This is a genomic window from Streptomyces sp. NPDC051561 (genome assembly GCF_044454195.1).
In the GTDB taxonomy this organism is placed as follows: Bacteria; Actinomycetota; Actinomycetes; order Streptomycetales; family Streptomycetaceae; genus Streptomyces.
Window position 1 is genome coordinate 565,053 of the sequence record NZ_JBITDM010000002.1, and the last position, 18,724, is coordinate 583,776.

General features: G+C 70.9%; 15 protein-coding genes. 8 read left to right on the forward strand and 7 right to left on the reverse strand.

Going from position 1 to position 18,724, the window contains the following annotated elements; all coding sequences use genetic code 11:
• The first annotated feature begins 2 nt into the window (after nucleotides 1–2).
• Nucleotides 3–1,586, forward strand: a complete 1,584-nt coding sequence (locus ACIA73_RS06920) for a substrate-binding domain-containing protein (RefSeq protein WP_399437232.1) — start codon at nucleotides 3–5, stop codon at nucleotides 1,584–1,586.
• The gene (locus ACIA73_RS06925; protein ID WP_399437233.1) at nucleotides 1,573–2,262 is read left to right on the forward strand and encodes a hypothetical protein; all 690 of its coding nucleotides are present in this window, start codon (nucleotides 1,573–1,575) and stop codon (nucleotides 2,260–2,262) included. Before ACIA73_RS06920 ends, ACIA73_RS06925 begins: the two co-directional genes overlap by 14 nt.
• A gap of 404 nt (nucleotides 2,263–2,666) precedes the next feature.
• Here the strand turns inward: ACIA73_RS06925 and ACIA73_RS06930 are convergent, their stop codons facing one another.
• On the reverse strand, nucleotides 2,667–4,499 hold the full coding sequence (locus tag ACIA73_RS06930) for a phosphoenolpyruvate carboxykinase (GTP) (RefSeq protein WP_399437234.1): 1,833 nt from the start codon (nucleotides 4,497–4,499) through the stop codon (nucleotides 2,667–2,669).
• 263 nt (nucleotides 4,500–4,762) lie between these two features.
• Here ACIA73_RS06930 and ACIA73_RS06935 point away from each other — a divergent pair, with 263 nt between their 5' ends.
• Together ACIA73_RS06935 and ACIA73_RS06940 are read left to right on the forward strand one after the other, a co-directional pair.
• Nucleotides 4,763–5,446: a hemolysin III family protein gene (locus ACIA73_RS06935; protein ID WP_399437235.1), complete on the forward strand. Its 684-nt coding sequence runs from the start codon at nucleotides 4,763–4,765 to the stop codon at nucleotides 5,444–5,446.
• 402 nt (nucleotides 5,447–5,848) lie between these two features.
• A complete protein-coding gene (locus ACIA73_RS06940) occupies nucleotides 5,849–6,481 on the forward strand; it encodes a TetR/AcrR family transcriptional regulator (RefSeq protein ID WP_399437236.1) in 633 nt (210 codons plus the stop codon).
• A 31-nt stretch (nucleotides 6,482–6,512) separates the two neighbouring features.
• On the opposite strand, the gene ACIA73_RS06945 is transcribed toward ACIA73_RS06940, so the two are convergent.
• Complete coding sequence (locus ACIA73_RS06945) at nucleotides 6,513–8,597, reverse strand: thioredoxin domain-containing protein (RefSeq protein WP_399437237.1); 2,085 nt, start codon at nucleotides 8,595–8,597, stop codon at nucleotides 6,513–6,515.
• Nucleotides 8,598–8,747: 150 nt separating this feature from the next.
• Here ACIA73_RS06945 and ACIA73_RS06950 point away from each other — a divergent pair, with 150 nt between their 5' ends.
• Nucleotides 8,748–12,020 carry a tetratricopeptide repeat protein gene (locus tag ACIA73_RS06950; protein ID WP_399437238.1) on the forward strand — a complete coding sequence of 1,091 codons (3,273 nt, stop codon included), beginning with the start codon at nucleotides 8,748–8,750 and terminating at the stop codon, nucleotides 12,018–12,020.
• A gap of 97 nt (nucleotides 12,021–12,117) precedes the next feature.
• Here the strand turns inward: ACIA73_RS06950 and ACIA73_RS06955 are convergent, their stop codons facing one another.
• Together ACIA73_RS06955 and mca are read right to left on the reverse strand one after the other, a co-directional pair.
• Nucleotides 12,118–12,396, reverse strand: a complete 279-nt coding sequence (locus ACIA73_RS06955) for a hypothetical protein (RefSeq protein WP_399437239.1) — start codon at nucleotides 12,394–12,396, stop codon at nucleotides 12,118–12,120.
• Complete coding sequence (gene mca, locus ACIA73_RS06960; RefSeq protein ID WP_399437240.1) at nucleotides 12,397–13,278, reverse strand: mycothiol conjugate amidase Mca; 882 nt, start codon at nucleotides 13,276–13,278, stop codon at nucleotides 12,397–12,399.
• Between the two features lie 175 nt (nucleotides 13,279–13,453).
• Between mca and ACIA73_RS06965 the strand changes: the two genes are divergently transcribed.
• Complete coding sequence (locus ACIA73_RS06965; protein WP_399437241.1) at nucleotides 13,454–13,894, forward strand: DUF4307 domain-containing protein; 441 nt, start codon at nucleotides 13,454–13,456, stop codon at nucleotides 13,892–13,894.
• 176 nt (nucleotides 13,895–14,070) lie between these two features.
• Complete coding sequence (greA, locus tag ACIA73_RS06970; RefSeq protein WP_399437242.1) at nucleotides 14,071–14,568, forward strand: transcription elongation factor GreA; 498 nt, start codon at nucleotides 14,071–14,073, stop codon at nucleotides 14,566–14,568.
• Nucleotides 14,569–14,700: 132 nt separating this feature from the next.
• Here the strand turns inward: greA and ACIA73_RS06975 are convergent, their stop codons facing one another.
• From ACIA73_RS06975 to ilvA, 3 genes are all read right to left on the reverse strand, one after another.
• Nucleotides 14,701–15,564 (reverse strand): ABC transporter permease, encoded by an 864-nt coding sequence (locus ACIA73_RS06975; RefSeq protein ID WP_399437243.1) that lies wholly within the window; start codon nucleotides 15,562–15,564, stop codon nucleotides 14,701–14,703.
• Nucleotides 15,561–16,565 carry an ATP-binding cassette domain-containing protein gene (locus tag ACIA73_RS06980; RefSeq protein ID WP_399437244.1) on the reverse strand — a complete coding sequence of 335 codons (1,005 nt, stop codon included), beginning with the start codon at nucleotides 16,563–16,565 and terminating at the stop codon, nucleotides 15,561–15,563. The genes ACIA73_RS06975 and ACIA73_RS06980 overlap by 4 nt, the downstream gene beginning before the upstream one ends.
• 146 nt (nucleotides 16,566–16,711) lie before the next feature.
• Nucleotides 16,712–17,935: a threonine ammonia-lyase gene (ilvA, locus tag ACIA73_RS06985; protein WP_399437245.1), complete on the reverse strand. Its 1,224-nt coding sequence runs from the start codon at nucleotides 17,933–17,935 to the stop codon at nucleotides 16,712–16,714.
• 235 nt (nucleotides 17,936–18,170) lie between these two features.
• Between ilvA and ACIA73_RS06990 the strand changes: the two genes are divergently transcribed.
• A complete protein-coding gene (locus ACIA73_RS06990; protein ID WP_399437246.1) occupies nucleotides 18,171–18,674 on the forward strand; it encodes a MarR family winged helix-turn-helix transcriptional regulator in 504 nt (167 codons plus the stop codon).
• The last annotated feature ends 50 nt before the right edge of the window (nucleotides 18,675–18,724 follow it).

An 18,724-nucleotide genomic window follows, 5' to 3' on the forward strand; every position in this document is an offset into this window, starting at 1 on the left:
CGGTGAGGGGACGTGCGTGGGCGGGCGCCCTGGCGCTCGTACTGCTGGGGGCGGCCGGCTGCTCGGGAGACGGCGGGGGCGGGGGCGGTGCGCCGCCCGATGACCGGTCGGCACGGGCCGGCACGCTGCGGGTGCTGGCGTCGAGCGAGCTGGCCGACATGGCTCCGGTACTCGAAAATGCCAGGCGCAGTACGGGAGTTGAGGTACGTCCCACCTGGACCGGGACGCTCGACGCGGTCGAGCAGATCGCTTCCGGGAAGGCGGACGGGGCGTACGACGCGGTCTGGCTGTCGTCCAACGACTCGCTGCGGCTGCGGCCGGAAGCGGCCGGGAGGCTGACCTCGGAGACCTCGGTGATGACCTCGCCGGTGGCGATCGGGGTGCGGGACTCGGCCATCCGCCGGCTGGGGTGGTCGACGGACCGGGTGAGCTGGGCGGATGTGCACCGGGCGGTGGCGCAGAAGCGGCTGACGTACGGAATGAGTGACCCGGTGCGTTCCCACTCGGGCTTCGCGGCGCTGGTTTCGGTGGCCTCCGCGCTGTCCGGGGCGCAGGGGGCGCTGAGCGACGCGGACGTGCGGAAGGCGGCGCCCCGGATGAAGGAGTTCTTCGCCGGGCAGGAGCTGACCTCGGGTTCCTCCGGGTGGCTGGCACAGGCGTACACCCGGCGCGGGAACGTGGACGCGCTGATCAACTACGAGTCCGTACTGCTGAGCATGGACCGGGACGGCCGGAGCGACCGGGACGGGCTGACCGTGATCCGCCCCAAGGACGGGGTGGTGACGGCCGACTACCCGTTCTCGACCCTGACTTCGGCGTCCGCGCGGGCCAAGGAGGACGGGGCGAAGCTGACCGGGTATCTGCGGTCGGCGGCGGCGCAGCGGGAGCTGGCGTCGACGACGTTCCGGCGGCCGGTGGTCGGGGCGACCGGTGCCGCCGACCGGCGGGAGCTGCCGTTCCCGGGGTCGCGGTCGGTGGCGGACGGGCTGCTCGCCTCGTACGAGAACGTACTGCGGCGGCCCTCGCGCACCGTGTACGTGCTGGACACCTCCGGGTCGATGAGGGGCAAGCGGCTGGAGGAACTGAAGGACGCGCTCGGCCGGCTGACCGGGACCGCCGGTTCCCCGGTGGGGCGGCGGTTCCGGGATCGTGAGGAGGTGACGCTGATGCCGTTCGGGTCGGCGGTCAAGGAGGTGGTGCGGCAGACGGTGGACCCGGTGCGGCCCGCCGCCGCACTCGACGCGATCCGGGGGGCCTCGCAGGCGCTGGAGGCAGCGGGCGGCACCGCGATCTACAGCAGTCTGCGCGAGGCGTACGAGCGGCTGGGCCCGCGCGGCGCCGCCTTCACCAGCGTCGTGCTGATGACGGACGGCCAGAACACCGGCGGGGCGTCGGCTTCCGACTTCGACGCGTACTACGCGGGGCTGCCCGCCGACCGGCGCGGCACCCCGGTGTTCCCGGTGCTGTTCGGGGACTCCGACCGCAAGGAGCTGGAGCACCTCGCCGCTCTGACCGGAGGGCAGCTCTTCGACGCGCGGTCGGGGTCGCTGGACCGGGCCTTCGAGGAGATCCGTGGATACCAGTAGGCGGCGGGTGTCGCGGGACAAGGGGCGGGTGTGGCGGTACGTGGAGTCCGGCAGGAACCTCGCCGGCTGCGCGGGCGGCCTCGCCGGGCTCGCGCTGACCTTCACCGGGGTGTCCGGGGCGTACTGGCCGCTGGTCGTCGTCGGACTCTACGGGGCGGGCGCGCTGATCGCCCCGCCCGAGCGGCTCGCCGTACCGCACTTCCCCGACGCGGCCGAGCAACTGGGGGTTCTGCGCGAGGACTTCGGGCGTTTGCGGGAGTACGTGGCTTCGGTGGAGCTGCCGCCCGCCGCGCACGGGAGGGCGGTGGAGCTGGACGGGCTGCTCGGCGCGCTGCTCGGCCACGAGGAGTGGGCGAGCGACCCGGACGGGTTCCATGTGCTGACGCGGGCGGTGCGGGAGGACGTGCCGGAGGCGGTGGACACGTATCTGCGGGCGCGGTGGTGGACCCGGTTCACGGCGTCGGGTGAGCCACCGGAGCGGCTGCTGGAGCATCAACTGGGTTTGGTGCAAAGGGAGTTGGCGGGGGTGGCGGAGGGGCTGCGGGACGCGGTGGAGCGGCAGCGGGAGTCGCACACCTATGTGCTGGAGGAGCGGAGTGACACCGGGGGTGGGGGTGCCAGTGGGGCCGGGCTGCGTGGTCCTGCCGGGAAAAGGAGGCGGCCCCCGATGCCGTGAGGGGGCTCCGGGGGCCGTGCCGCTGCTCGTTCCGGTGGGATCCCACAGGTCAGGGCGGATTCGTGACGATGCGAGTCGCGGCTTTCCACACCCCGGCCGGGTGTTCGTGCACCCGGCCGGGGAGAGGTGGCCGGCGCCGGGGGACAGGCCCGGCGTCGGCACGTACAGCGGAAGCCGTTCGACGGGCTTCCGGAGCGGTGGTCCCGGCCGCGCACGCCATTGTGCGGGGGCCGGTCTCACCACAGTGGAGGGGGCCGAGGGTCGGCCCGGGTACTGCGGCAGGCTGGAGTCAGTCCTGGTCCTGCGGCAGGGCTGGAGTCAGTCCTGGTACTGCGGCAGGGCTGGAGTCAGTCCTGGTACTGCGGCAGGGCTGGGGTCAGTCCTGGTCCTGCGGGGCGCCGGGGTCAGCCCAGGCGCTTGACCAGCGCGCGGTACTCGTCCCACAGCTCCTTGGGGGCGTGGTCGCCGAAGGTGTTGAGGTGCTCGGGGACCAGGGCGGCCTCCTCGCGCCAGGCCTCCTTGTCGACGGTGAGGAGGAAGTCGAGGTCGGCCTCGGGGAGGTCGAGCCCGTCGGTGTCGAGGGACGCCATGGTCGGCAGGATGCCGATGGGGGTCTCGACGCCGTCCGCCTTGCCGTCGAGGCGCTCGACGATCCACTTCAGGACGCGGCTGTTCTCACCGAAGCCGGGCCACACGAACTTGCCCGCGTCGTTCTTGCGGAACCAGTTGACGTAGTAGATCTTCGGCAGCTTGGACTGGTCCTTGTCGGCGCCGACCTTGACCCAGTGGTTCATGTAGTCGCCCATGTTGTAGCCGCAGAACGGCAGCATGGCGAACGGGTCGCGGCGCAGCTCGCCGACCTTGCCCTCGGCGGCGGCGGTCTTCTCGGAGGCGACGTTCGCACCGAGGAAGACACCGTGCTGCCAGTCGAAGGACTCGGTGACCAGCGGGACCGCGGTGGCGCGGCGGCCGCCGAAGAGGATGGCCGAGATCGGCACACCCTTCGGGTCCTCCCACTCCGGGGCGATCGTCGGGCACTGGGCGGCCGGGACGGTGAAGCGGGCGTTGGGGTGGGCGGCCGGGGTGGCGGACTCCGGCGTCCAGTCGTTGCCCTTCCAGTCCGTGAGGTGGGCGGGCGCCTCCTCGGTCATGCCCTCCCACCAGACGTCGCCGTCGTCGGTGAGCGCGACGTTGGTGAAGACGGAGTTGCCCCAGAGGGTCTTCATGGCGTTGGCATTGGTGTGCTCGCCTGTGCCGGGCGCGACGCCGAAGAAACCGGCCTCGGGGTTGATCGCGTAGAGGCGGCCGTCCTCGCCGAAGCGCATCCAGGCGATGTCGTCGCCGACGGTCTCGACCGTCCAGCCGGAGATCGTGGGCTCCAGCATGGCGAGGTTGGTCTTGCCACAGGCGGACGGGAAGGCGGCGGCGACGTACTTCGACTCACCCTGCGGGGGCGTCAGCTTGAGGATGAGCATGTGCTCGGCCAGCCAGCCCTCGTCGCGGGCCATCACGGAGGCGATGCGCAGCGCGTAGCACTTCTTGCCGAGCAGGGCGTTGCCGCCGTAGCCCGAGCCGTAGGACCAGATCTCACGGTCCTCGGGGAAGTGCGAGATGTACTTGGTGGTGTTGCACGGCCACGGGACGTCGGCCTCGCCCTCCTGGAGGGGGGCGCCCAGGGTGTGCACGGCCTTGACGAAGAAGCCGTCGGTGCCGAGCTCGTCGAGGACGGCCTGGCCCATGCGGGTCATGGTGCGCATCGAGACGGCGACGTACGCCGAGTCGGTGATCTCCACGCCGATCGCGGACAGCTCCGAGCCGAGCGGCCCCATGCAGAAGGGGACGACGTACATCGTGCGGCCGCGCATCGAGCCGCGGAAGAGGCCCTCCTGGCCGTCCTTGCCCTGGAACAGCTCCCGCATCTCGGCGGGGGCCTTCCAGTGGTTGGTCGGGCCCGCGTCCTCCTCCTTCTCGGAGCAGATGAAAGTCCGGTCCTCGACGCGTGCGACGTCGGAGGGGTCGGAGGCCGCGTAGTAGGAATTCGGGCGCTTGGTCTCATCGAGCTTCTTGAACGTGCCCTTGACGACGAGCTCTTCGGCCAGCCGGTGGTACTCGGCCTCGGACCCGTCGCACCACACGACACGGTCGGGCCGGGTGAGGGCTGCGATCTCGTCGACCCAGGAGAGAAGCTCCTGGTGGTTGGTGGGGACGGTGGTGGGAGCCGCGATGTCGCGCGCCACGATTGCTCCTAAACGAGGGAAGTGTTGGTTTCTGCCCCGTGGGGGCTGCGACCCGGATGCTTCACTTTTGTTCCCTGGCGCTCATCCGGTGCCGACCGCACTCATTTGATCATCGGGGTGATCCGCCCATATGTCCAGGGGGCCGCACACGTGAGCATCGCCACTACGTCACAAGTGGGGCGGCAAGCCGACGTCGACGTGAGCATTGCCACTCATCTCCGCTCACAGCCGGAACTTACGGAACCGTAGGTAGCATTCCTGGCATGACGTCGTCGCATGCCGTGCCCGCGCAGGTAACCGAGATCGACCCGCATCCGATCAAGCCCCGGCTGCGTGGCTGGCTGCACGCCGGCATGTTCCCGGCGGTCGTGATCGCGGGCATCGCGCTCATCGCGCTCGCCGACTCCACCAGAGCGAAGATCGCGTGCACCGTCTTCGTCCTCACCGCGTGCATGCTCTTCGGCGTGAGCGCCGTCTACCACCGGGGCACCTGGGGCCCGCGCGGCGAAGCCGTACTGCGCCGCCTGGACCACGCGAACATCTTTCTGATCATCGCGGGCACCTACACACCGCTCACGCTGCTGCTGCTCCCCGAGGAGACCGGCCCGACGCTGCTGTGGGCGATCTGGCTGGCGGCCGGCGCGGGCATCGCCTTCCGGGTCTTCTGGGTCGGCGCCCCGCGCTGGCTCTACACCCCCTGCTACATCGCGATGGGCTGGGCCGCCGTCTTCTTCCTGCCCGACTTCATGCGGGCGGGCGGCGTCGCGGTGCTGGTGCTGGTGGTCGTCGGCGGGCTGCTCTACAGCGCGGGCGGTGTGATCTACGGCCTCAAGCGCCCCAACCCGTCACCGCAGTGGTTCGGCTTCCACGAGGTCTTCCATTCCCTCACCCTCGCCGCGTTCGCCGCGCACTACGTGGCCATTTCGCTGGTGGCCTATTCGTCCTGAGCCCCAGATCCTCTCCGGCCCCGAGCCCCGGCCCCTCCCGGCTCCCGAGCCCAGGGCCCTCCCCGTACGACGCAGTGGCCGTGGCCTCGACGCCGCGGCCACTTGCCATGCCAGCACCGCCACCACGATCAGCACCACCCCGAGCACCGCCCCCGCTCCCCCGAGCAGGAAGCCCAGTACACACAGCACCGCCACCGCTCCGGTCAGCGCGTTCACGATTCTCCTCATGTCCGCCTCCTTCTCCGTACGCCTGCCTCCGCTTGGGCCCTCACTCCGCACGTCTGTCGCAATTTCACGGACCGTTCACCTACCCACAACGCATCGTGACATGCCGCACTGACAACCAGCACTGACAATCAGCACTGCCCCTCCAGGCCCGCGAAGATGGCCGACAATGGCGCCATGCCCGCCGCGCGCACCTCCCCCAGCACTCCGGAAACCCGCCCCGGCCTGCGCGAACGCAAAAAGATCAAGACCCGCGCGGAGATTCGGCGGGCCACCTTCCGGCTGGTCTCCGCCCAGGGCTGGGACGCCACCACGATCGACCAGATCGCCGAGGAGGCGGAGTTCTCTCCCAGTACCGTGCTGCGCTACTTCCCGGTGAAGGAGGACATCGTCCTCACCGACGAGTACGACCCGGTGATGGAGAGCGCACTGCGCTCGCGCCCCGCCGATGAGCCACTGCTCCAATCGGTGCGCGCGGTGGTGACCGCCGCGATGCGCAGATCGCTCGACGAGCATCCCGACGAAGTGCTCCTGCGCACCCGCCTGATGCTGGAAGTGCCCGCCGTAAGGGCCCGCATGGTGGAGAGCGTGAGCGTCACCAGCCGCATGCTCTGCCGGGTGATCGCCGAACGCACCGGCCGCGACGCGAACGAGCTGGAGGTCCGCATCTTCGCCACCGGCCTCCTGGCCGCCGTCCTGGAAACCACGCTGTACTGGGCCGAACGGGGCCAGCGCGACGACCTGGTGGACCTGATCGACCGCATGCTCCGCACCTTCGAGGAGGGGGGCCTCAGCCGCATCGACGGCTGAGACCCTGCGTCCCCCCTCCCGGAGCCCGCGCCTAGACCCCGGCAGCCCCCACCTGCTCCGCCAGCACCCCCGGGTCCGACGTCGGCGCCGCACACACGAAGTGACGGCAGACGTAGGCCCCGGCCGGCCGGTCCGCCAGCAGCGGGAACTCACCGGCCGCCGGGTCACCGAAGGCCACCACCGCACCCGGCGCCGTCCCCAGCAGCGCCGTCCGGTGCAAGGCCTTCGCGGCCGGGTCGGCGGACGACCCCACCACGGCGATCTCCCGGGGCCCGTCCAGCGCCGCCTCGGCCACCGCGAGACCCCACCCGATGAACCGCGGGGCCCGCGACCCCAGCGCCTTCACCACACCGAGCGCCCCCTCGGCCGCCTGCCGGTGCGCCTGGGACCCGGTGTGCGCGGCGTACGACAGCAACGCCCCCGCCGCCGCCGTCCACCCGGAGGGCGTCGCGTTGTCCGTCGGGTCCTGCGGCCGCCGGATCAGCTTCTCCGCGTCGTGCGCGGTGTCGTACAGCGACCCCTCCTCCCCCACGAACCGCATCAGTACGTGGTCGAGCAGGAAGCCCGCGAACTCCAGCCAGGCACCCTCCCCGGTGACCGCGGCAAGCGCGAGGAAGCCCTCGGAGACGTTCGCGTAGTCCTCCAGCACACCGGCGTTGGCGCCGACTTGGCCGTCCTTGGAGGTGCGGGACAGCCGGGCGTGATCGTCCAGGTGGAGGCGTACGAGAAGGTCGGCGGCCTCCGTCGCGCGCTCGACGAGGTCGGGGCGGTCGAAGTAGGCGCCGGTCTCGGCGAGGGCCGCGATGGCCAGACCGTTCCAGGAAGCGACCACCTTGTCGTCCCGGCCGGGCGCGGGACGCTGCGCACGGGCGGCGAGAAGGCGCGTACGGATGGACTCGACACGCTCGGCGTCGGCCACCACCCCGTCCCCCTGCGGGAGTTGAAGCACCGAGGCACCCTCCTCGAAGGTCCCCTCCGGAGTCACCCCGAAGTACGCCGCCGCCAGCCCCGCGTCCTCCTCCCCGAGCACCTCACGCAGTTGCTCCGGCGTCCACACGTAATAGACGCCCTCGACATGCCGCCCGGTGCCGTCATCGCTGTCGGCATCCAGCGCCGAGGCGAACCCGCCCTCGTTGGTGCGCAGTTCGTCGACCAGGAAGTCAGCGGTCTCCAGCGCGACCCGGCGCGCCAGGTCGGAGCCTGTGGCGCGCCACAGGTGGGCGTAGACGCGGCAGAGCAGCGCGTTGTCGTAGAGCATCTTCTCGAAGTGCGGGACCACCCACTCACGGTCCACCGAATAGCGGGCGAAGCCGCCGCCGAGCTGGTCGTAGATGCCGCCGCGGGCCATCGCCTCACAGGTGTCGGAGGCCATTTGCAGGGCACCCTCGGAGCCCGTGCGGGCCGCGTGCCTCAGCAGGAACTCCAGCACCATGGACGGCGGGAACTTGGGTGCACCCCCGAATCCGCCGCGCGCCGCGTCGTACTCCCTGGTCAGCCCGAGCAGCGCGGCGGCCAGGTCCTCCTCGCCGGGGAGGCCGGAGGAGGCGAAGGCCAGGGAGCGCTCGCCCAGATCCTTGACGATCTTCCCGGCGACCTCGTCGACCTCGCTCCTGCGGTCGGTCCAGGCGGCCCGCACACCGTCCAGGACCTGCGGGAACGACGGCATTCCGTGCTTGGGCTCGGGCGGGAAGTACGTACCGAAGTAGAAGGGCTCGGCGTCCGGGGTGAGGAAGACGGTCATCGGCCAGCCGCCCTGCCCGGTGGCGGCCTGGACCGCCTCCATGTACACGGCGTCGACGTCCGGGCGCTCCTCGCGGTCGACCTTCACCGGGACGAAGTTCTCGTTCATCAGGGCGGCCGTCGCCTCGTCCTCGAAGGACTCGTGCGCCATCACGTGACACCAGTGGCAGGAGCTGTACCCCACGCTCAGCAGCACCGGCACCCCGCGTCGCCGCGCCTCCTCGAAGGCCTCGGGCGACCAGGGCCACCAGTCGACCGGGTTGTCGGCGTGCTGGAGGAGATAGGGGGAGGTCTCGTGTCCCAGCCGGTTGCGGGCGGGGGCGGTGGGCTGCGCGTCGGGGGCGGTGGGACGGTCCGGGCTGCTGCTGTTCGGCATGATTCCCATCCTGCCCCAGGTGGCGCGGGGCAGCCCGGTGCGCCGCCGCTCCCTGCCCGGCCTGTGCCTTTCTTCCCGGTCCCTCGCATCCCGACCCGTCTGGCAGGACACTTGACACATCCGGGCAGGTGCTTGGCGAGGGGGACGCACATGAGGGAAGACCATCGGGCTGAAGCGATGCGGCTGTTGGAGCGGGCCGTCGAGGAGGAAGTGCGGCGGTCGGGCGGGCGGACCGACGGGCGGGCGCTGCTGGTGCGGGCGCGCGGGGTGCTGGACGAGCTGGCCGCTCCGGCGGCCGAGGAGTACGCGGCGTACGTACGGGCGCTGGACGCGGCGGGGGCCGGGCATCAGCCCCTGTCGGAACGATTCAGCAGGGCGAGTGTAGGAACTCCTGTGCTGGTCACGGGAGTTGCGGCGATCAGCGCCGCGGTGGCGGATCTGGCCCTGGGGACGGCGACCGGGACGGCGTTCGCCGTCGGGGCCGTGGTGGCCGTCGCCGGGGCCGGGGCCACGGTCGCCAAGGTGACCGCCTCGCACTGGCCGGCCGCGCACCGGCGGGCGGGTGCGCTGGGGCAGCCGGGCGGGCCCGAGCAGCTGAAGTTGCAGTGGCTGACGGCGCTGGAGGTGCGTGGGGTACGCCCGTACCTCGACCAGCAGCGGATGCTGGCGGCCGCGTCACGGGGGCCGTCCACGACCAGGAAGCGGGCGCCGGGGCAGCTCGTCGGGACGGCCGGCGGCGGCAACCGCAGTGCGGCGGCCCGGCGCAGGACCGTACTGGAGCAGTCGTTCGGTCATCTGCCGGACGTGGAGGGGCCGTTCGCGGGGCGCCGGAGCGAGATGGCGCAGATCGCGCAGTGGGTGCACGCGGCGCGGGCGCACACCGAGACCCGGCCGACCGTGGTGGTGCTGTACGGGCAGCCGGGGTCGGGGCGTTCCACCCTGGCCGTGCGGGCGACGCATCAGCTGCGGGACCAGTTCCGGGGCGCCTGCGTGGTGGACCTGCGCAGCGGCGCACCGGGTCGCACCGAGACGCCGCGCCCCACCCGCGACGCCCTGCTGCACCTCCTCAACCGGCTCGGCGCACCGCGCGACCAGCTCCTCTTCCGCGAGCCGAGGTCCGAACGGGCCAACCAGGAACAGCAGTTGAAGCGCCTGGTGGAGCTCTACCACCAGCACCTGACCGGGCTGCCGGTCACCGTCGTACTGGAGGACGCCAGCGACCCCGAGCAGGTGCGGACGCTGATCCCGGAGCGTTCGGACAGTCTGGTGCTGGTGACCGCGCGAGGTCCCCTCGACCTGCCCGCCGACACCCCCGCCTGGGTGCACCAGCTGGCGGTCGATCCGCTGGACGAGGCGGGCGCCGAGGAGCTGATGCGGTTGGAGGCGGTCGAGCCGGACGGACGGTACGGGCTGTACGACGGCGAAGCGGCGGACCGGATCACCCGGTTGTGCGGCGGGCTGCCGCTGGCGCTGCGTATCGCCGCCTCCTCGCTGGCCGGGCGGCGCAGTGCGCGCAACCTGGCCGCCGACCTCGACGTGTACGGGCCGCTGGACGCGATCGGTCCGGTGGACCGGGCGCTGTCACTGCGCTACGCCGACCAGTCCGAGCAGGGGCGGCGGCTGCTGCGGCGGCTCTCCCTCGCCGGGCGGGCCAGCCTGGGCGGGGCGGCGGCCGCCGCCCTGCTCGCCACCGACGAGCAGGAGGCCAGGCGGCTGCTCGCCGAGCTGGCCGGGGCAGGGCTCATCGACCACGTCCGCGGCAGCCGTTACCGGCTGCACGACCTGGTCCGCTCCTTCGCGTACACCCGCCTCATCGACGAGGAGGAACCCGCGGAGCGGACCGCCGCGCAGGAACGTCTCATCCAGAACTACGGCGAGCTGGCCGACTCCGTGATCCGCCTGGTCGACGGCAAGAACTCCACCCGCGCCGACCATTTCGGCCCGCACGGCTTCACCTCCCTGGACTCGGCGCTGCGCTGGCTCGACGACGAGTCCTCGTTCATCACGGCGGCGCTCAGGCACGCCGAGGGCGTCGACCAGGGTCTCGTACTCAATCTGCTCGGCGCACTGTGCGACTACTGCCTGCTGCGCGGCGACCTGTACCGCCTCGGCGAGATCAGCGAGCTGACGCAGGCGGTCGATCAGGGCCTGCTCGTACGTTCCGTGCAGTGGCGGACCGGCATCGCGGCCCGCCAGCTGGGCGAACTCGACAAGGCCCGCACCACTCTGTCCTCGGTGGTCGACCTCTACTTCGAGGCGCAGCACGAGGCGGGCGCGGCACGGGCGCTGGGCTCGCTCGGCATCACCCTGCATCACCAGGGCAACCTCCCCGAGGCCGCCGCCAAGCTGAACGAGGCCCTGGACCTCCAGTCCGCCCCGTCCCTGGCCGGCGACCGCGCCTGGAACCTGCACGCACTGGCCGCCGTCGAACGCGACCGGGCCAATCTCACGGTGGCGCAGGAACTCCTCACCGAGTCCCTCGCCCTGCACCGCGAGAGCGAGTCCCTGCACGGGCAGGCGTGGGCACACTTCCAGCTCGGGCAGGTCTATCTGCGTATGGGTGAAGTGGCGCGCGCCGAGGCGGAGTTGGGGGCCGGTCTCGATCTGTACGGGCGCACCCAGGACTCCCGCGGCGAGGCGTGGGCGATGACCCAGCTGGCCCGCGCACGGCTGGTCGCGGGCGATCCGGACCCGGCCGTGGACGGCCTGCGCCAGGCCCTTTCCCGGCACCGCGACAACGAGGACGCGCGCGGTGAGGCCTGGACCCTCTACTACCTGGGCCAGGCCCTGGAGGAGCGCGGCGATCACGATCAGGCGGTACGGGAGCTGGAGCGGGCCCGGACGATGTTCTCCCGGATGCGGGACGTGTACGGGCTGGCCTGCGCCCGGCACCACTCGGGCCGGGTGACCCGCGACCAGCGGGCGGTCCAGACCGGGAACCTGCGCAACTCCGGATTCGCCAGGCAGCTGCTGACGGACGCCCGGCAGGACTTCCGGCGGATCAAAGTCGCCCACGGAGAGGCGTGGACCGTCCTCGAACTGGTCGTCATCGACGCCGGCAACAGCCGCCCCGGCCAGGCCCTCTCGCTCTGCGACGAGGCGATCACCCTGTTCGGTTCGTACGACGACCGACGCGGCGGCGACTGGGCCCGCTTCCTGCGCTGCACCCTGCTGCCCTACACGGACCCGGCAGGTCCGGAGGCCGGCACCCAGCGGGCACTGGCCGAACTCGCCGGCCTGCCGGCAGACCCCCACCCGACCAGGGACGACCGCCTCGCCGACTGCGCGGAGGCCTACCGCGCGGTACTGGCGCGGGGACCGGACCCCGCTGCGGGATGGCAGGCATGGCGGCTGGGCATGGTGCCGAACCGGCATTCACGGGAGGTGATGGGGGTGCCGGTGGGGGCGGTGAAGTCGCCCTGAGGAGCAGTGGCTCCTCAGCCCCGCGGGCCGTCGGCAGCACCCGGCGGAGTCGCACCCCACCGGCCCCGGACGGCCTCCGCCCCCGTACCCTCCCCGCCTACTTCTCCGGCTCGGCCTTCTTCACCGAGGCCGCCGCCCCCTCCGGGGAAGGTGCCGCGTCCGTCGGTGAGGCCTTGGTCTCGCGCGAGCCGGACTCCGGTGCCTCCTCGAAGGAGACCCGCCCCATGTGCCGGTTCATCGACTTCATCAGCGCCCACACTCCGAGCGCCAGCGCCGCGAACACGAGGAAGCCGAGAATGCCCGGCGTGACCTTGTTCTTGTCGAAGGTGTCGGCGGCAAGCGGGACGTACTGAGTCATTGCCTGGGAAACGTTCACCTACACAGTGTCGCGGATGCCCGCGAAGAGGTCTGCCTCGGGGAGGGAGGTGGGCACCAGAGCCTTTGCCAGTTCGTACTCCTCGGTCGGCCAGATCTCCCGCTGGACGTCCAGCGGGATGCGGAACCAGCCGCCGTCGGGGTCGATCTGCGTGGCGTGCGCGAGCAGCGCCTTGTCGCGGATCTCGAAGAACTCGCCGCAGGGCACGAAGGTGGTCAGGGTCCGCTCCTCGCGCTCGAACTCCTCCCAGCGCTTCAGCCAGTCCCCGTACGGCGACTCCATGCCGCGGGCGAGCAGCGCCTCGTGCAGGGCGACCGTGCGGGGCTTGTTGAAGCCCTGGTTGTAGTAGAGCTTCAGGGGCTGCCAGACCGGGCCGAACTCCTCCTCGGAGAAGGCCGCCGGGTCGCCCGCACCCTCGAACGCCACCATCGTGATCTTGTGGGTCATGATGTGGTCGGGGTGCGGGTAGCCGCCGTTCTCGTCGTACGTCGTGACGACCTGCGGACGGAACGCGCGGATGGACCGCACCAGGCGGCCGGCCGCCTCGGTCACGTCCTCCAGGGCGAAGCAGCCCTCCGGAAGCGGCGGCAGCGGGTCGCCCTCGGGCAGCCCGGAGTCGACGAAACCGAGCCACTCCTGCTTGACGCCGAGGATCTCGCGGGCCTCGTCCATCTCCCGCTGGCGTACCTCGTGGATGTGCTCCTCGATGTACTTGTCGCCCTGGAGCTTCGGATTGAGGATGGAGCCGCGTTCGCCGCCCGTGCAGGTCACGACGTGGACGTCCACCCCCTCGGACACGTACTTCGCCATGGTGGCCGCACCCTTGCTCGACTCGTCGTCGGGGTGGGCGTGCACGGCCATCAAGCGCAGCTGTTCAGACAAGTTCTTGGTCCTCGGTGATCGGGGCGCCCTCGGTGATCCGGCGCGCATAACAGGGGTCGTCCCGCAGGGCCGTCGATGAGGGGCGGGGGTCGGGCGACGGGTGGGCGGCTTCTATAGTGACCGAACCGGGGGCGGGAATTATTCCTGGACCCTGGGTACAGCGGAGGATCATCACATGAACGCGGTACGTGACGGAGCGACGGGCCCCGCCGGTGTGCCCGAGGGCCGTTACGGCCGCTCGGCGGGCACCGCCGACCAGCAGGCGGACCGCAAGCTGAAGATCCTGGGCGCGGTGCTCGGGGCGCTGCTGCTCCTCCTGGTCGGCTGGATCGGGTACGGCTACATCTCCAAGCAGCAGATCAGCGCCGAGATGATCAAGTTCGACCTGAACTCGTCGCAGACCGAGGTGCGGGTGCACCTGGAGATCCGCAAGGACGCCGACGCCACCGGTACGTGCACGGTGCGCGCGATCGCCGAGAGCGGCGCGGAGGTCGGCCGCAAGGACGTCAGGATCACTCAGCGGGGCGTGAGCCGGATCGACGAGATCTATCCGATCCGCACGACGGCGAAGGCCACCAGCGCGGAGTTGCTGAACTGCACTCCCGACCAGCCGTGACGCGGCGCCCCCGATACCCCTCTGACCAGCGCTGACCTGCATTGATACAGCTCTGACAGTTTTACTCCTCCCCCTCGGGGCATCGAATTGTTAGGCTCGTGGTTTCGCCCGCCCGTGGAGGCACATCCTTCTGGGGTAGGGCGATGCTTTGTTATCCGTAACTTCGAGGAGCACCTGTGACCCAGACCAGCGACGACGTCACCTGGCTGACCCAGGAGTCGTACAACAAGCTCGTGGAAGAGCTGGAGTACCTGTCGGGTCCGGCGCGCGGTGAGATCACTGCGAAGATCGCTGCTGCCCGCGAGGAGGGTGACCTCCGGGAGAACGGCGGGTACCACGCGGCCAAGGAGGAGCAGGGCAAGCAGGAGCTCCGCATCCGCCAGCTGAAGCAGCTCCTGGAGCGCGCCAAGGTCGGCGAGGCCCCGTCCACGAGCGGTGAAGCGGCTCCCGGCATGGTCGTGAAGATCGCCTTCGACGGCGACGAGGACGACACCATGACGTTCCTGCTCGCCTCCCGCGAGTACCCGACCTCCGACATCGAGACCTACTCGCCGCAGTCCCCCCTCGGCACGGGCGTGATCGGCAAGAAGGTCGGCGAGGACGCCGAGTACGAACTGCCGAACGGGAAGAAGGCCATGGTCCGCATCCTGGAGGCGACGCCCTACCAGGGCTGAGTTCGCTCACGAGTTCACGGGCTGTCTTCGCCGTACGTACGGCAGTGCCCCCGGCCGCCACTGCTGGCCGGGGGCACTGCCGTGTGCGCTCGTGGGTGGGTGACCGGCGCGGGGTGGCCGGGCGGTGGCCGGTCAGGCGGTGGCCGAGCGGTACTTGCGGACGGCGAGGGTCCGGAAGACCAGGATGATCAGGATCGACCAGATCAGGGACGCCCAGACCGGGTGTTCCATCGGCCAGGCTCCGGTGACGGAGACCGGCCTGCCCTCGATGGTGTTGCCGAAGAGCTCGCGGGCCGCCTGCACGGTGGCGCTGAACGGGTTCCACTCGGCGACGTGCTGGAGGAAGGGCGGCATGCCGTCGACCGGCACGAAGGCGTTCGAGATGAACGTCAGCGGGAAGAGCCAGATCAGCCCGCCGGAGGTGGCCGCCTCCGGGGTGCGGACGGAGAGGCCGATCAGGGCGCCGATCCAGGAGAAGGCGTATCCGAGCAGGAGCAGCAGGGCGAAACCCGCCAGCACCTTGGGTATCGCCTCGTGGGTGCGCCAGCCGATCAGCAGCGCCACCACGGCCAGTACGACCAGGGTGAGCGCGGTCTGTACGAGGTCGGCGAGGGTGCGGCCGGTGAGGACCGCGCCACGGGCCATGGGCAGCGACCGGAAGCGGTCGATGAGGCCCTTGTGCATGTCGTCGGCGATGCCCGCTCCCGCGCCGGCTGTCGCGAAGGTGACGGTCTGCGCGAAGATGCCCGCCATCAGGAAGTCTTTGTATGCCTGGGCGCTGCCGGCCGGGGCTCCGGGGATGTTGATCGAGCCGCCGAAGACGTACGTGAACAGCACCACGAACATGACCGGCTGGATGACCCCGAACAGGATCATCTCGGGGATGCGCATCATCCTGATCAGATTGCGCTTGGCCACCACGAGCGAGTCGGTGACCGACTGGGTGAAGGCGCTCTTCGTCAAAGGCGCCGGTGTGCGTTCCGCAACGATGCTCACTTCTTCGCCACCTCTCGCAGCGCCTTGTCCTCGGTCGCGCCCTCCGACTCCGCGTCGTCGACCTCCGCCGCATGCCCGGTCAGCGAGATGAACACGTCGTCCAGGGTCGGCCTGCGCAGTCCGATGTCGTCGATCTCCACGCCACGGGCGTCGAGTTCGCGGATGACCTCGGCGAGGAGTTTGGCGCCGCCGGTGACCGGGACGGTGAGTTTGCGGGTGTGGTGCTCGACCTTGGTGCCGCCCTTGCCGAAGCCGCGGAGCACCTCGTCGGCGAGGGCGATGTGCTCGCGTTCGTGGACGACGACCTCGATGCGTTCGCCGCCGGTGCGGGCCTTGAGCTGGTCGGAGGTGCCGCGTTCGATGACCTTGCCGTGGTCGATGACGCAGATGTCGTGGGCGAGGTGGTCGGCCTCCTCCAGGTACTGGGTGGTGAGCAGGAGGGTGGTGCCGCCGGCGACCAGGTCCTGGATCACTTCCCAGAGTTGCTGGCGGTTGCGCGGGTCGAGGCCGGTGGTGGGCTCGTCCATGAACATGACCGGCGGGGAGACCACCAGGGCCGCCGCGAGGTCGAGGCGGCGGCGCATGCCGCCGGAGTAGGTCTTGGCGGGGCGGTCGGCGGCGTCGGCCAGGTTGAACCGCTCCAGCAGCTCGGCCGCGCGGACCTTGGCCGCCTTGGCGGGCATCTGGTAGAGCCTGCCGACCATCTGGAGGTTCTCGCGGCCGGTGAGGTATTCGTCGACGGCGGCGAACTGGCCGGAGAGGCCGATCGAGCGGCGCACGTCGTTGGGGTGCTTCAGTACGTCGATCCCGGCGACCACGGCCTTGCCGCTGTCGGGCTGGAGCAGGGTGGTGAGCACCCGGACGGTGGTGGTCTTGCCTGCCCCGTTCGGCCCGAGCAGGCCGAGGACGGTGCCCTCCGGGACATCGAGATCGACGCCGTCCAGAGCCTTTACGTTGCCGAAGGTCTTGACCAGACCCTCGGCGTAGATGGCGCCTGGCATAAGGGTTCCCCCATAGGTGTGGGTGGGTTCCTACGCGAAATTTTAGGTTTGCCGGACGGCATCCGCCCGGCGAGACCATGACGAGAGAGCGCGAGACACACCATAACGCGATACATCGCGTGCGGGGAGGGGTTGGTTACACCGCCCTACGACACGACCAGATACCCCGCGTTCACCAACGCCTCCCGTACCTCCGTGCAGTGCTTCGGCCCCTTCGTCTCCAGCTGCAACTCGACCTCCACCTCCGTGAGTCCGAGCCGCGGGTCGGTCCGTGCGTGACTCACATCAACGACGTTAGCGTCCGCCACTGACAACACCCCGAGGAGATGCGCGAGCGCCCCCGGACGGTCCGTCAGCCGCAATCTCAGTGACAGATACCGACCGGCTGCGGCCATTCCGTGCCGCAAAGTGCGCTGCATCAGGAGGGGGTCGACGTTTCCGCCGGAGAGGACGGCGACGACCGGGCCCTGGAACGACTCGGGGCGGCTGAGGAGGGCGGCGACGGGGCTGGCGCCCGCCGGTTCCACGACCAGCTTGGCGCGTTCCAGGCACAGGAGGAGGGCGGAGGAGAGTTCGTCCTCGCTCACCGTGCGCACCTCGTCGACGAGTTCCGCGATGATCTCGAACGGTACGTCGCCGGGGCGGCCCACCTTGATCCCGTCGGCCATGGTCTGGAGACGGTCGAGAGAGGTGGGCCGGCCGGCCGCGAGGGACGGCGGGTAGGCGGCCGCACCCTCCGCCTGTACGCCGATGATCCTGACGTCCGGGCGCAGCGCCTTCACCGCGACCGCGACGCCCGCCGCGAGACCGCCGCCGCCGATCCCGACCAGGATGGTGCGCACCTCGGGGCACTGCTCCAGGATCTCCAGGCCGACGGTGCCCTGACCGGCGATGATGTCGGGGTGGTCGAAGGGGTGGATGAAGACCGCGCCGGAGTCGCGGGCGTACTGCTGGGCGGCGGCCAGCGTCTCGTCGACGACCTGCCCGTGCAGCCTCACCTCCGCGCCGTACTCCCGGGTGGCCGCCACCTTCGGCAGGGGTGCGCCGACCGGCATGAAGACGGTGGAGCGCACTCCGAGGAGGGACGAGGCGAGGGCGACGCCCTGGGCGTGGTTCCCGGCGCTGGCGGCGACGACGCCGGCCGCACGCTCCTCCGGGGAGAGCCCGGCGATGCGGATGTAGGCGCCGCGCAGCTTGAAGGACCCGGTGCGCTGGAGGTTCTCGCACTTCAGGTGGACGGGGGCGCCGACCAGGCGGGTGAGGTAGCGGCTGCCCTCCATGGGGGTGCACCTGGCGACCCCGGAGAGCATCTTCTGTGCCCCGCGCACGTCGTCCAGGATCAAGGCGGGTGCGTGGCTGCGGTAGTTCATGGCCGTCAGTCTGGCAGCCGGGGTGGGCCCGGGCTCGCCCGGGAGCGGGCGGGGGCGGCCCTTCCGGTGCGGGAAAGCCGCACGTCAGGCCGGGATTTTCGGGCCTGGGCCGGTCCGGTGGGGTACTTCGGTCACCCGAGTTATCCACAGGTTTGCGCAGCGCAGGTACGGGCAGGGCGGCATCCGCGTACCCTTGGCCCACCAACCCGACCGACGCACGAAGAGAGCCCGAGCCATGCCCCCGACCCAGGACATGACGACCGACCCCGCCGCCGGTCTCCTCGATGCCCTTCAGCACCAGGTGGCCGTCTTCGCCCGGCGTGCGGAGCAGACCCGCCTCGGCGGCGTCGGCCAGGTCCGCAATTCGATGGACCGCGCCGCGTATCTGCTGCTCAACCGCCTCGACCAGGAAGGCCCGATGGGCGTCAAGGCGCTCGCCGCGGGCATGGGCATCGACTCCTCGACGGTGACCCGGCAGGTCGCACCGCTGGTCGACGGCGGTCTGGTGAAGCGCACCTCGCACCCGGAGGACGGGCGCGCGGTGGTGCTTCAACTGTCCCCGCGCGGGCAGGCCCGGCTGGACGAAGTGCGTTCCTCGCGGCGTGAGTTGATGGCGCAGGTGACGGACGGCTGGAGCGAGGACGAGCGGGAGGCGTTCACCACGCTGCTGACCCGGTTCAACTCGGCGCTGTCGGCCCGGCAGTCGGCGAGCACGGGCGAGGGTTCGCCCGCTTCCTGACCCCGTCGCGAGCGGCTTTCCGGCCCGGTCGCGGGCGGCTTTCCGGCCCG